This is a genomic window from Streptomyces sp. NPDC087420, from assembly GCF_044744165.1.
In the GTDB taxonomy this organism is placed as follows: domain Bacteria; phylum Actinomycetota; class Actinomycetes; order Streptomycetales; family Streptomycetaceae; genus Streptomyces.
On record NZ_JBIUXU010000016.1, the window covers coordinates 32,858 to 44,704 of the forward strand.

General features: G+C 71.1%; 14 protein-coding genes. 6 read left to right on the forward strand and 8 right to left on the reverse strand.

From position 1 onward, the window contains the following. Positions 1–7 precede the first annotated feature (7 nt). The 3 genes from ACIO1C_RS30125 to ACIO1C_RS30135 all read right to left on the reverse strand — a co-directional run bounded on the left by ACIO1C_RS30125 (position 8) and on the right by ACIO1C_RS30135 (position 2,593). Entirely contained in the window at positions 8–679 is a 672-nt protein-coding gene (locus ACIO1C_RS30125) for a hypothetical protein (RefSeq protein WP_401869291.1), read from the reverse strand. 51 nt (positions 680–730) lie between these two features. After that, positions 731–1,396 (reverse strand): peptide-methionine (S)-S-oxide reductase MsrA, encoded by a 666-nt coding sequence (gene msrA, locus ACIO1C_RS30130; protein WP_401869294.1) that lies wholly within the window; start codon positions 1,394–1,396, stop codon positions 731–733. A 93-nt stretch (positions 1,397–1,489) separates the two neighbouring features. Further along, entirely contained in the window at positions 1,490–2,593 is a 1,104-nt protein-coding gene (locus ACIO1C_RS30135; protein WP_401869297.1) for a hypothetical protein, read from the reverse strand. A 95-nt stretch (positions 2,594–2,688) separates the two neighbouring features. On the opposite strand from ACIO1C_RS30135, the gene ACIO1C_RS30140 reads away from it, so the two are divergent. Beyond that, entirely contained in the window at positions 2,689–3,849 is a 1,161-nt protein-coding gene (locus ACIO1C_RS30140; protein ID WP_327234785.1) for a cystathionine gamma-synthase, read from the forward strand. Between the two features lie 405 nt (positions 3,850–4,254). Here ACIO1C_RS30140 and ACIO1C_RS30145 read toward each other — a convergent pair whose 3' ends face one another. The 3 genes from ACIO1C_RS30145 to ACIO1C_RS30155 all read right to left on the reverse strand — a co-directional run bounded on the left by ACIO1C_RS30145 (position 4,255) and on the right by ACIO1C_RS30155 (position 5,757). After that, on the reverse strand, positions 4,255–4,506 hold the full coding sequence (locus ACIO1C_RS30145; protein WP_401869300.1) for a hypothetical protein: 252 nt from the start codon (positions 4,504–4,506) through the stop codon (positions 4,255–4,257). Next, a complete protein-coding gene (locus tag ACIO1C_RS30150; RefSeq protein WP_401869303.1) occupies positions 4,503–5,033 on the reverse strand; it encodes a sigma factor-like helix-turn-helix DNA-binding protein in 531 nt (176 codons plus the stop codon). The genes ACIO1C_RS30145 and ACIO1C_RS30150 overlap by 4 nt, the downstream gene beginning before the upstream one ends. 151 nt (positions 5,034–5,184) lie before the next feature. Further along, positions 5,185–5,757 carry a MarR family winged helix-turn-helix transcriptional regulator gene (locus ACIO1C_RS30155; protein WP_401869306.1) on the reverse strand — a complete coding sequence of 191 codons (573 nt, stop codon included), beginning with the start codon at positions 5,755–5,757 and terminating at the stop codon, positions 5,185–5,187. Between the two features lie 178 nt (positions 5,758–5,935). Here ACIO1C_RS30155 and ilvA point away from each other — a divergent pair, with 178 nt between their 5' ends. From ilvA to ACIO1C_RS30170, 3 genes are all read left to right on the forward strand, one after another. Then, positions 5,936–7,177, forward strand: a complete 1,242-nt coding sequence (gene ilvA, locus ACIO1C_RS30160; protein ID WP_401869309.1) for a threonine ammonia-lyase — start codon at positions 5,936–5,938, stop codon at positions 7,175–7,177. Positions 7,178–7,435: 258 nt separating this feature from the next. Next, complete coding sequence (locus ACIO1C_RS30165) at positions 7,436–8,446, forward strand: ATP-binding cassette domain-containing protein (RefSeq protein ID WP_401869312.1); 1,011 nt, start codon at positions 7,436–7,438, stop codon at positions 8,444–8,446. Continuing rightward, entirely contained in the window at positions 8,443–9,306 is an 864-nt protein-coding gene (locus tag ACIO1C_RS30170; RefSeq protein ID WP_401869315.1) for an ABC transporter permease, read from the forward strand. Before ACIO1C_RS30165 ends, ACIO1C_RS30170 begins: the two co-directional genes overlap by 4 nt. A gap of 107 nt (positions 9,307–9,413) precedes the next feature. Here the strand turns inward: ACIO1C_RS30170 and greA are convergent, their stop codons facing one another. Continuing rightward, positions 9,414–9,911 carry a transcription elongation factor GreA gene (gene greA, locus ACIO1C_RS30175; RefSeq protein WP_401869318.1) on the reverse strand — a complete coding sequence of 166 codons (498 nt, stop codon included), beginning with the start codon at positions 9,909–9,911 and terminating at the stop codon, positions 9,414–9,416. Positions 9,912–10,114: 203 nt separating this feature from the next. Beyond that, entirely contained in the window at positions 10,115–10,516 is a 402-nt protein-coding gene (locus ACIO1C_RS30180) for a DUF4307 domain-containing protein (RefSeq protein WP_327234776.1), read from the reverse strand. A gap of 97 nt (positions 10,517–10,613) precedes the next feature. Between ACIO1C_RS30180 and mca the strand changes: the two genes are divergently transcribed. Together mca and ACIO1C_RS30190 are read left to right on the forward strand one after the other, a co-directional pair. Continuing rightward, positions 10,614–11,495 (forward strand): mycothiol conjugate amidase Mca, encoded by an 882-nt coding sequence (mca, locus tag ACIO1C_RS30185; protein ID WP_401869321.1) that lies wholly within the window; start codon positions 10,614–10,616, stop codon positions 11,493–11,495. A gap of 1 nt (position 11,496) precedes the next feature. Further along, positions 11,497–11,835 (forward strand): hypothetical protein, encoded by a 339-nt coding sequence (locus tag ACIO1C_RS30190; RefSeq protein WP_401869324.1) that lies wholly within the window; start codon positions 11,497–11,499, stop codon positions 11,833–11,835. The last annotated feature ends 12 nt before the right edge of the window (positions 11,836–11,847 follow it).

The following is an 11,847-nucleotide window of genomic DNA, read 5'->3' on the forward strand; positions in this document are numbered from 1 at the left end:
CGGACCGTCACCGGGTCAGGTCAGGGGCGGGCGGGAGCCCGGAGACGTACGAGGAATCCGAGGCGCGCACCGCGTCCGAGGCGTACGCCACCAGCCGCGCGAAGCGCAGCCACGCCAGAAGGTACCCGTTCAGGGGCGCGTGGCCGGAGCGGGTCAGGGCGTCGATGCCGCTCGTCGTGTGGGCCAGTTCGTCCCGTGCCGGGCCGTCCAGGTGCCCGAGGCCGGTGAGATACGCCGAGGCGCAGGCGTCCAGACGGGCGTGCAGGTCGGCGAGCCGGCCCACCTGGGCGTCACTCGAAAGCGTCTCGTCGGGGTATGGACCGGACCGGAACGCCGTGTGCCGGTTCGCCACGGCCGCCACAAGTCCCAGCCGTGAGGGGCTCGTTGCACCCGGCCATCCCGGTTGCCGCAGATGTACGGTCTCGCCGGCCCCCGGGGTGCGCCTGCCCCGCGCCTTCTCCGCACGGCGGCGTACCGCGAAGTCCTCCAGGGCACCGAGCCGTACCGCCCGGCTCGCCTCCAGCGTGTCCAGCGCGCGCACCAACGCCGCCGGATCCTGGCGCAGGTCCGGAGAGGGGAGCGCGACCGTGGTCACGTACGCCCAGGTCGCCTCGAAGCCCAGCGGGCAGTAACGCCCGACGGCACACCCCAGTGCGGTGTGCCGTCGAGTCAGTGGCACCTGCTCGTCGCGTACCAGGCGCGCGTAGCCACGGAAGCCCACTCCTACAGGTCAGCTCGTGGCCGGGGCCACGCCGATCGGGCACGAGACGCCCGTGCCGCCGATGCCGCAGTAGCCGGACGGGTTCTTGTCCAGGTACTGCTGGTGGTACGCCTCCGCCGGGTAGAAGTGGCGGCCCTCCGACGGCTCGATCTCCGTCGTGATCTCGCCGTACCCGGAGTCCGTCAGGACCTGCTGGTACGACGTGCGGGACTCGGCCGCGGCCTTCTCCTGGGCGGGGGAGTGGGTGTAGACCGCCGAGCGGTACTGGCTGCCCACGTCATTGCCCTGGCGGAAGCCCTGGGTGGGGTTGTGCGACTCCCAGAAGAGCTTCAGCAGCTCCGCGTACGACACGATCTTCGGGTCGAAGACGACCCGCACGGCCTCCGTGTGACCGGTGAGGCCGGAGCAGACCTCCTCGTACGACGGATTCGGCGTGAAGCCGCCCTGGTAGCCGACGAGCGTCGTCCAGACGCCCTCCGTCTGCCAGAAATTGCGCTCGGCTCCCCAGAAGCAGCCCAGGCCGAAGTCGGCGACCTCCAGGCCTTCCGGGTAGGGGCCGGTCAAGGGATTGCCGAGGACCGTGTGGCGGGCCGGCACCGAGTACTCGGGCTCGGGACGGCCGGGCAGGGCCTGCTCGGGGGTGGGGAGTACGGGGGTACGGCGTGTCACGAACATCTTTCAGGTCTCCTCGGCTGTGGGGTCCTGCCCTTCACAACGTGCCGGGGGCCCGGGACATTCCATTCCGGCAGGTGGGGCCCGGTTCAGTCGTCACCCTGGCAGCGACGCCGTCGTCCCGCCGTTCGCCTCGAACCCCGCCACCGCCAGCGCCCGGTACACCGTGTACTCCGCCGCCGGGTCGGGCGTGTGCGTCCAGGGCAGGGCGCCGACGTGCCCGTCCACCCCCACCAGCTGGTTCATCGCCTCGGACCAGCGTTCCGACCGTACGAGGAAGAGGACCAGCAGGTGCCGTACGTGCGACAGCATCGGGTCGTCGGGACGCGCCGCGTGCACCGCGAACAGGGCGCCCTCCAGCGCCTTCCGCACCACCGCGCTCCGGTAGAAGCCCTGCACCAGATTGACCTCGGGGAGGTGCTCGTACACCGCGAACAGCGGCAGGGCCGCCAGCAGCGAACCCTGCGGGGCCCGCGCGGCGGCGGTTGTCGCGAAGTGGTCGGCCTCCTCGCGTGAGCCGTGCCACGCCTCCGACCAGTACCGCAGCGCCGCCAGGTGCGCGCCCATGTGCGCGGGCGCGCGGTCGATGACCTTCGCCCACACCTGGTCGAACTCCTCATGGGTGTAGCCGAGGCCCCGGGCCACCGCCAGCTCGATGATGTACGGCACGGGGTCGCCGGGCGCCAGCGGGGCCGCCTCGCCGCAGAGCGTACGGGCCTCCTCCAGGATGATCCGGAAGTCGTCCGCGCCGACGGTGGAGGTCCGCCACGCCTGCTGGACCAGGAACTCCGCGTACACGGCGGCCGCCCCCGCGTCCTTGGGCGACTCCGACCGCCACGTCCGCAGCCAGGTGCCGCCCACGCCGGGCCGCTGCCGCAGCTCCAGCGAGGCCGCGCCGGCGAACGCCTGCACCCGCTGCCAGCGCGTCTCGCCCTCCTTGGGCGTCGCGGCGAGCAGCCGCTCGGCGGGCCGCCAGTCCTGGGTGGCCTGGACGACGTCGAGCACGTGGAGGAGCTCCTCGTCGGGTCCGGGCAGCCGGATGTCCAGCTCCTCCTGCCGGACAAATCCGTACGCCGCCGGGTCGGCGGCGTCCGGCGAACCGGGCGCGACCAGGCGGGGACCGCCGCGCCGCCGCCTGAGATAGGGGCTGAAGGCCATCACCAACAGGCCGATCGCGAACAGGAACCAGAGCATCTCCATGGCCCCATTGTCCCGGACGGCGGGGGTGTTCCCGGTACGGGGTCCACCGGGCGGCGTACGCGAGGGGCGGCCGTCCGGCGCTACGCTCGGTCCTCATGAGCCACCAGCACAGCGGCGAGCACCGCAACTTCGAAACCGTCGCCATCCACGCGGGCAACACCGCTGATCCCCTCACCGGCGCGGTCGTCCCCCCGATCTACCAGGTGTCCACGTACAAGCAGGACGGCGTGGGCGGGCTGCGGGGCGGTTACGAGTACAGCCGCAGCGCCAACCCGACCCGTACCGCGTTGGAGGAGAACCTGGCGGCCCTGGAGGGCGGCCGGCGCGGGCTCGCCTTCGCGTCGGGGCTGGCCGCCGAGGACTGCCTGCTGCGTACGCTGCTGTCGCCCGGTGACCATGTCGTCATCCCGAACGACGCGTACGGCGGTACGTTCCGCCTCTTCGCGAAGGTCGTCTCGCGCTGGGGCGTCGAATGGTCCGTCGCGGACACGTCGGACCCGGCGGCGGTGCGGGCCGCGCTGACCCCCCGTACGAAGGCGATCTGGGTCGAGACCCCGTCGAACCCGCTCCTCAACATCAGCGACATCGCCGGGCTCGCGGGCGTCGCGCGCGCGGCCGGCGCGAAGCTGGTCGTCGACAACACGTTCGCCAGTCCCTATCTCCAGCAGCCGCTCGCGCTGGGCGCGGACGTCGTCGTGCACTCGACCACGAAGTACATGGGCGGGCACTCGGACGTGGTCGGCGGCGCGCTGGTCGTGGACGACGCGGACCTGGCGGAGGAGCTGGCGTACCACCAGAACGCGATGGGAGCGATCGCCGGGCCGTTCGACGCGTGGCTGGTGCTGCGCGGCGTCAAGACGCTCGCGGTCCGGATGGACCGGCACAGCGAGAACGCGACCCGGATCGCGGACATGCTGGTCAGCCACCCCCGGGTCAGCAAGGTCCTCTACCCGGGCCTGCCCGACCACCCGGGCCACGAGGTCGCGGCGAAGCAGATGAAGGCGTTCGGCGGGATGGTCTCCTTCCAGGTCGAGGGCGGCGAGGAGGCGGCGGTCGCGGTCTGCGACCGCGCGAAGCTCTTCACGCTGGGCGAGTCCCTGGGCGGCGTCGAGTCCCTGATCGAGCACCCCGGCCGGATGACGCACGCGTCGGTGGCGGGCTCGGCCCTGGAGGTGCCGTCGGACCTGGTGCGGCTGTCGGTGGGCCTGGAGTCGGCGGACGACCTGCTGGCGGACCTCCAGCAGGCGCTGGGGTAAGCCTGATCCTTCTGACCTTTCACCGCCTCCCGGGCTCTTCGGCCCGGGAGGCGGTTCGCGTGGTGGGGCCCGCGCCGGAAGAACCGCGTCGGACGTGTCACCCGCGCGTGGGTGGTGCGGCCACCGCGCGGTGTGGCGGCGCAGGGTCCGGCGCCGCGCCGGGGGCGTCGCGGTCTGCGGCGCCGCGCTCACCGCGGCGGCGCTCCTGCTGACCGCCCCGGCCGACATCTCCCGGGCCGTACGGCCGGTACCGGCAGGACCCGTCCCGAGCGCGACACCGAGTCCCACGGCGAAGGGGCCGGTGAAGGGACAGCGGAGGGGGGCCGTGACCATTGGAACGGCTCTTTCACGGCGAGGGGCGCCGCGCGCGTCCGACCCGGGCTCCGACCCGGGCTCCGGCCCGGGTCAGCCGCCCTCCAGGGGCGGGGTCGTCCGCATCGGCGGGGGCGACCACGGTTCGGTGACCGACGCCCAGACGGCGAAGAGGATCACGGCGGTGATCAGCGTCAGCCACAGCAGCCGGCGTGCGGTACGGCGCCGGTGGCGCAGGCGGCCGCCGCGTGCGAGGGCCCGGGGCGCGAGATCGGCGGGGACGACGGGGTGCGGGGTGTCCAGCAGCCGTCTGACCTCGGTCTCCTCCCGATCGAAGCGCGTCACTCCGCCGCCTTCCGTGTCGGCGCCGAGTCTCGTACCCGGGCCGCTTCCCGTACCTGGGCCGTTTCCCGTACCTGGGCCGCTTCCCGTATTCGCGCCGCTTCCCGTACCCGTGTCACCGCCCGGGCGCAGATCATCCGCACCCGTTCCGGCGGCAGCCCGACCAGCGCGGCGGTCTGCTCCTCGGCCACTCCCTCGTACAGCCTCAGCACCAGCACCACCCGTTCCTGCGGGCGCAGCGGCCCCAGGACCCCCTCGGTGTGACGCCGGGTGCGCCACGCCCCATGGGCGTACCGCAGCGCGAGATCCTGGCGGGTCACGTCGTACGGGTCCTCGCCGCGCAGCTCGTCCCAGCGCGCGTACGTACGGGACAGCGCGGCCGTCAGCAGCTGCTGGGCGCGGGGGGCGGTGGGGGCGGGTTCTGCGGTGAGCAGGGTGGCCGCATGCAGAAGCCGGCCGGCCGCGCCCGCAACAAACGTCTCGAACTCCCGGGCTCGCCGGCGGTCCATGGCCGCCTGCCGCTGTCGCACGCCCTCATATGAGGCCCGCCGGGGGCCCACGGTCAAGAGGGCGGGTCGAGCCGGAGGCCGCGTCACGCAAGGGGCGGGTCGGACCGGAGGCCGGGTCACGCGAGGGCCGGGTCGGGCCGGAGGCCGGGTCAGGCGCTGACCCGGCCTCTCGTCAGCGGGTCGGCTGCCCCGTCTCGTCCGGTTCGACAGCGGGGCCGCCCTCCCCGGGCGGCAGGCCCGCCTGCCGGGCGGACAGGGCGGCGTTGAACCGGGTCAGCAGCGTGGCGAAGGCCTCTCGCTCCTCCGCCGCCCACCCCTCCGTGACCTGCGCCATCAGCTCACGCCGTGACGAGCGGACCTCTTCGAGCCTGGCCTGTCCGCGCGCCGACAGCTGGAGCACGACCGCGCGGCCGTCCTCCGGGTGCGAGGTGCGTTTGACCAGCCCGGTGTCGACGAGCGGCGCGACCTGCCGGGTGACGGTCGAGGAGTCGATGCCCATCCCGGCGGCCAGGGCCTTGACGCCCATCGGGCCTTCCTGGTGGAGCCGGTTGAGCAGCAGATAGGCGGCGCGGTCCATCGAGTTGCGGACCTGCCCGATGCCGCCGAGCCGCGTCTGCTCGGCGCGGCGGGCGAAGACGGCCACCTGGTGCTGGAGGGCATCCAGGAGGCCCGCGTCGCCCGAAAGTTCGGTGACCGTCTCCCGGGAGGCCGACGCAGCGGAAGTCATGTCCTGAATGGGGGGCATGGCTAGGGCTCTCTCGTGCGGTGGTCGGTTGGTGGGGGACAGAGTACGCGGCAACACCCCGGACCGTACCTGTCCTGCGGAAACCCGTCGTCGGGGGCAGGTTCCGGGACGGGATCCCGCACCCGCGGGCCGGCGGGACCGGACACCCGCGCGCCGGGGAGCTGCGAGACTGGCACGCATGAGCTTCGGTCCGTCCCGCTTCACCGCAGGCCCCGCGCGCGCCGTGATCCTCGACGACGTCCGGGGGGCGCGGAAGATGCTCGCGGGGGTGGCCAGGACAACCCCGATCGAGGGCAGCAGGCACCTGACCGAATTGGTGGGCGCCCCGGTCCTGTTCAAGTGCGAGAACCTCCAGCGGACCGGTTCCTTCAAGCTGCGGGGCGCGTACGTACGGATCGCCGGGCTCTCCCCCGAGGAGCGCGCGGCCGGGGTCGTCGCGGCCAGCGCGGGCAATCACGCGCAGGGTGTCGCCCTGGCCTCCACGCTGCTGGGGGTGCGCTCGACGGTGTTCATGCCGCTGGCCGCGCCGCTGCCGAAGGTCGCGGCCACCCGGGAGTACGGCGCCGAGGTGCGGCTGCACGGCCAGGTCGTGGACGAGACGCTGGCCGCCGCCGAGGAGTACGCCCAGGCCACCGGCGCGGTCTTCATCCACCCCTTCGACCACCCGGACATCATCGCCGGGCAGGGCACGGTCGGCCTGGAGATCCTGGAGCAGTGCCCGGAGGTACGGACGATCGTGGTCGGCCTCGGGGGCGGCGGGCTCGCCGCGGGCATCGCGCTCGCCGTGAAGGCCCTGCGCCCCGACGTGAAGGTGATCGGTGTCCAGGCGGAGGGCGCGGCCGCGTATCCGCCCTCGCTGAGGGCGGGCCGGCCGATGTCGATCGGGTCGCAGCTGACGATGGCGGACGGCATCAAGGTGGGCCGCCCCGGCGACCTGACGTTCCCGCTGGTCCAGGAGCTGGTGGACGAGATCCGTACGGTCTCCGAGGACGAGCTGTCCAGCGCGCTGCTGCTGTGCCTGGAGCGGGCGAAGATGGTGGTGGAGCCGGCCGGGGCGAGCCCGGTGGCGGCGCTGCTGAGCGCTCCGGAGGCGTTCCGGGGGCCGGTGGTCGCGGTGCTGTCGGGCGGCAACGTGGACCCGTTGCTGATGCAGCGGATCCTGCGGCACGGCATGGCGGCGGCGGGGCGCTATCTGAGTCTGCGGCTGCGGGTGACGGACCGCCCGGGCGCGCTCGCGACGATGCTCGGAGTGCTGTCGGTGGCCGACGCGAACGTCCTCGACGTGAGTCACGTACGGACCGATCCGAAGCTGGGGCTGACGGAGGCGGACGTCGAGGTGCACCTGGAGACGAAGGGGCCCGCGCACTGCGCGGCTGTCGCGCAGGCGTTGCGGGCGGCGGGATACACCATTCTCGGCTGACCGCCGCGCTGTTCCCGGGAACTCCCCGACTTCATTCCACGGATGTGCTCCCCTTTCCGGAGACGTGCTCCACCGATGTGCCGGATCCACCAGGTGTGCCGGAACCGCTTGTGACTCGCGATATATCGCGTTAGTGTTCCGGCTCTGACCCGATCCTGTCCGGGCCCGGTGGTGATATTCCGGGCGCCGAGAGGCCCGGGCGCCATAGGCTCTGCGTACGCAGAGCACCGACATTTCACTCCACTCGGGAGAACCCACATGCCAGGCGCCATCTACGCCGAAGGCCTGGTGAAGACTTTCGGCGACGTACGAGCTCTGGACGGCGTCGATCTCGACGTCCCCGAAGGCACGGTCCTCGGGCTCCTCGGACCGAACGGCGCGGGCAAGACCACCGCCGTACGGGTCCTCACCACGCTCCTCCAGCCGGACAGCGGCCGTGCCGAGGTCGCGGGCATCGACGTCGTGAAGTATCCGAACGAGGTCCGCAGGTCCATCGGCCTGTCCGGGCAGTTCGCGGCCGTCGACGAATACCTGACGGGCCGCGAGAACCTGCGGATGGTCGGGCAGCTCTACCAGATGCGTTCCAAGGCCGCGAAGGCCCGCGCGGACGAGCTGCTGGAGCGCTTCAACCTCACCGACGCCGCCGACCGTACGACCAAGACCTACTCGGGCGGCATGCGCCGCCGGCTCGACCTCGCCGCCGCGCTCGTGGTCTCGCCGCCCGTGATGTTCATGGACGAGCCGACCACCGGACTCGACCCGCGCAACCGCCAGCAGCTGTGGGGGATCATCCAGGAGCTGGTGGCGGGCGGTACGACCCTGCTGCTCACCACGCAGTATCTGGAGGAGGCCGACCACCTCGCCCACGACATCTGCGTCATCGACCACGGCCAGGTCATCGCGCGTGGCACCGCCGACCAGCTCAAGGCCCAGACCGGCGGCGAGCGCGTCGAGGTCGTCGTACACGAACAGGACCAGATCGGGCCCACCCGCACGGTCCTGGCCGCCTTCGGCAAGGGCGGCGAGGAGCTCGTCGCGGTCGCCGAACACACCCGCAAGCTGACCGTCCCGGTCACCGGCGGGGCCAAGCTGCTCGCCGAGGTCATCAGGGAGCTGGACAGCCGGGGCGTCGAGATCGACGACATCGGACTGCGCCGGCCGACCCTCGACGACGTCTTCATCTCGCTCACCGGCCACGCGAGTGACGCCCCCGGCAGTGACAGCACCCGCAGTGACACCACTACCACCACCGAGGAGGCCCGGAAGTGACCGCCACCAGCGACGCACCGCGGACCACGGCCCCCCGGCCGCGCGGCGGGATCATCCAGTCGGCCGGGGACTCCCTGGTCATCGCGCGCAGGAACTTGATCCGCATGACCCGGATCCCGGAGGTGGTCCTGTTCGGGATCATCCAGCCGGTGATGTTCGTGGTCCTCTTCACGTACGTCTTCGGCGGATCCATCAGAGTCGGCAACAGCACCAACGCCGACGTCTACAAAGACTTCCTGATGGCCGGCATCTTCGCGCAGACCGTCACCTTCGCCACCGCGGGATCAGCGGCCGGCATCGCGGACGACATGCAGAAGGGGCTCGTCGACCGGTTCCGCTCCCTCCCGATGGCGCGGGGCGCGGTGATGACCGGACGTACCGTCGCCGACCTCGTGCAGACGTGCATCACGCTGCTCGTCCTCGCGATCGTCGCCCTGATCGTGGGCTGGCGCACCGGCACCCCCGACCCGACCAACTTCGGGAGGGTCCTGGGCGCCTTCGGCCTGCTCCTCCTGCTGGGGTACGCCTTCACCTGGATCGGCGCGCTCATCGGTCTGTCCGTGCGGACGCCCGAGGCGGCGACCTCGGGCGGGATCATCTGGCTGTTCCCCGTCACGTTCATCTCGAACGCCTTCGTGGACTCCAGCCAGATGACGCCCTGGCTGCGGCACATCGCCGACTGGAATCCGTTCAGCGCCACCGTGCAGGCCTGCCGGGTGCTGTTCGGGAACCCGGGGGTGTCGAACTCCCCGGCCTGGCCCATGGAGCATCCGGTCTGGGCCTCGGTGATCTGGTCGATCCTGATCATCGTGGTGTTCCGGACGCTGGCCGTACGGAAGTACCGGTCGGCGTCGGTCTGAGGACTCCGGCGCCTTTTCACGACCCCGTACGCACCCGTAAGCACAGCAGGGCCTTGCCCCGTCACCTCGTGTGACGCGGTAAGGCCCTGCTCGCGTTCGTGTCGCGCTCAGCCCTGGTACGGCTTGGCCGCGAGGATCTTCACCGCGGCCTTCTTGCCGTTGGGCAGTTCGTACTCCGCGTCGTCGCCGACCTTCTTGCCGTTCACACCCGAGCCCAGCGGGGACTGCGGGGAGTACGTCTCGATGTCGGCGCTCGCGTATTCGCGCGACGCCATGAGGAACGTCACCGTGTCGTCGGCGTCGCCGTCGAACGCGATGGTCACCACCATGCCGGGCTCGACCACCCCGTTGTCCGCGGGCGCCTCGCCGACCTTCGCCTTCTGAAGGAGCTGGGTCAGCTGGCGCACCCGGAGCTCCTGCTTGCCCTGCTCTTCCTTGGCCGCGTGGTACCCGCCGTTCTCCCGCAGGTCGCCCTCCTCGCGAGCAGCCTCGATCTTCTTGGCGATCTCGGTGCGGGCGGGACCAGACAGGTAGTCCAGCTCGGCCTTCAGCTGGTTGTACGCGTCCTGGGTGAGCCAGGTCACGTTCTCGCTGGTCTGGGTCACAGGTGCTCCTCGTAGGTACTGGGAATACAAAGCAACGCCCTACCCAGAAGATTGTGCCTTCTCGGTGGGGCGAAACCACGAGCCTAACAATTTCAGGGCGTAAGGGGGAGGACGAATGCCATCAGAAATACGTCACCGCAGGTCAGAGCTGTAAGGTGCGGTGGGTCGAATGGGCGGCATCAGCCGGTCGCGCGGCCCACGAGTCAGTCGGTCGTGCAGCCCACGAGTTCCGTGGCGGTCGCGCTCTCGGTCGTCCTGATCGTGACCACCTCGTCGACCCGCGTCTCACCCTTGGTGAAGCGGACTTCCTTGCGGCCGACCTCGGCGCCGCTCTCCGCGAGCGAGCGCAGGGTGCAGGTGCCGGTGGCGTCCCGCTTCTTGCGGACTTCGAGATGCGCCTCCACGGAGGTGGCGGAAACCCGCTTGAACTTGATGAGTTCGCCCGAGACACTCTGCCCGGCGATGGAGTGGTACCCGTACCAGCCGAGCAGGACCACCGCGAGCGCTCCGAGGACGGCGCCGGTGATCTTCAGGCGGCGGTCGGCACGCTGGTCGGCCGAGCGGCCGTAGCGTCCCTGGGGGAGCTGCTCGCGTACCACAGCCATGGTCGTTCCTCCCGGAGTCGGGCGGCCGGAATTTCCTCCCCCCGATATCCGTCACTATAGAAGCCGCCAGATGCGACGAATCACTGAGGATCGAGTCTTGACTGACCAGCTGCGACTGATGGCCGTCCACGCCCACCCCGACGACGAGTCGAGCAAGGGTGCGGCCACCATGGCCAAGTACGTGTCCGAGGGGGTGGACGTGCTGGTCGTGACCTGCACCGGAGGCGAGCGCGGCTCCATCCTCAACCCCAAGCTCCAGGGTGACTCCTACATCGAGGAGCACATCCACGAGGTCCGTAAGAAGGAGATGGCCGAGGCGCGCGAGATCCTCGGTGTGAAGCAGGAGTGGCTCGGGTTCGTCGACTCCGGGCTGCCCGAGGGCGATCCGCTGCCGCCGCTGCCCGAGGGCTGCTTCGCGCTGGAGGACGTGGACGAGGCGGCGGGGCGGCTCGTCCGGCTGATCCGTTCGTTCCGGCCGCAGGTCATCACGACGTACGACGAGAACGGCGGGTACCCGCACCCGGACCACATCATGACCCACAACATCTCGGTGGTCGCGTTCGACGGCGCGACGGACACCGAGAAGTACCCCGAGGCGGAGTTCGGCCCCGTCTGGCAGCCGCAGAAGCTCTACTACAACCAGGGCTTCAACCTCCAGCGCACGGTCGCGCTGCACGAGGCGCTGCTGGCGCGCGGCCTGGAGTCTCCGTACGGGGACTGGCTGGCGCGCTGGGACGAGTTCGAGCGCAAGGCACGGACGCTGACCACGCACGTCCCGTGCGCGGACTTCTACGAGATCCGGGACAAGGCGCTGATCGCGCACGCCACGCAGATCGACCCGGACGGCGGCTGGTTCCGGGTGCCGATGGATCTCCAGCGGGAGGTCTGGCCGACCGAGGAGTACGAGCTCGCGAAGTCGCTCGTCGATACATCCCTCCCCGAGAGCGACCTCTTCGCGGGCATCCGCGACAATGCCTGATATGTATGCGACCCAGGCAGTGACACACGTTGTTCCGCTCGCGCAGGAGCTCGACGAGAACAAGGTGACTCCCGGCGTTCTCGGCTTCGTCGTCTTCGCGGTGATGGCGGCGGGGCTGTGGTGGCTGATGAAGTCGATGAACCGGCACATGGGGAAGGTCGACTTCAAGGAGGCGCCGGAGGACGGGGCGTCTTCGGCGGCATCAGCGGCATCAGCGGCATCAGCGGCTTCGGCGTCGTCGGCGTCTTCGGCGTCCGAGGACGCGAAGCCGGCGGACGCGGTGGGCGCCGGGGCGGCCACCGGTGCGCCGACGGACCGGGTGCCGGGCAAGAAGAAGTAGCCGGAGCCGGTC

Excerpts from the sequence above, each read along its gene's own strand:
- ACIO1C_RS30135 (WP_401869297.1), bottom strand. The coding sequence starts at position 2,593 with ATGGAGATGCTCTGGTTCCTGTTCGCGATCGGCCTGTTGGTGATGGCC.
- ACIO1C_RS30155 (WP_401869306.1), bottom strand. The coding sequence starts at position 5,757 with ATGCCCCCCATTCAGGACATGACTTCCGCTGCGTCGGCCTCCCGGGAG.
- ilvA (WP_401869309.1), top strand. The coding sequence starts at position 5,936 with ATGAGCTTCGGTCCGTCCCGCTTCACCGCAGGCCCCGCGCGCGCCGTG.
- ACIO1C_RS30165 (WP_401869312.1), top strand. The coding sequence starts at position 7,436 with ATGCCAGGCGCCATCTACGCCGAAGGCCTGGTGAAGACTTTCGGCGAC.
- msrA (WP_401869294.1), bottom strand. The coding sequence starts at position 1,396 with ATGTTCGTGACACGCCGTACCCCCGTACTCCCCACCCCCGAGCAGGCC.
- ACIO1C_RS30190 (WP_401869324.1), top strand. The coding sequence starts at position 11,497 with ATGTATGCGACCCAGGCAGTGACACACGTTGTTCCGCTCGCGCAGGAG.
- ACIO1C_RS30180 (WP_327234776.1), bottom strand. The coding sequence starts at position 10,516 with ATGGCTGTGGTACGCGAGCAGCTCCCCCAGGGACGCTACGGCCGCTCG.
- ACIO1C_RS30140 (WP_327234785.1), top strand. The coding sequence starts at position 2,689 with ATGAGCCACCAGCACAGCGGCGAGCACCGCAACTTCGAAACCGTCGCC.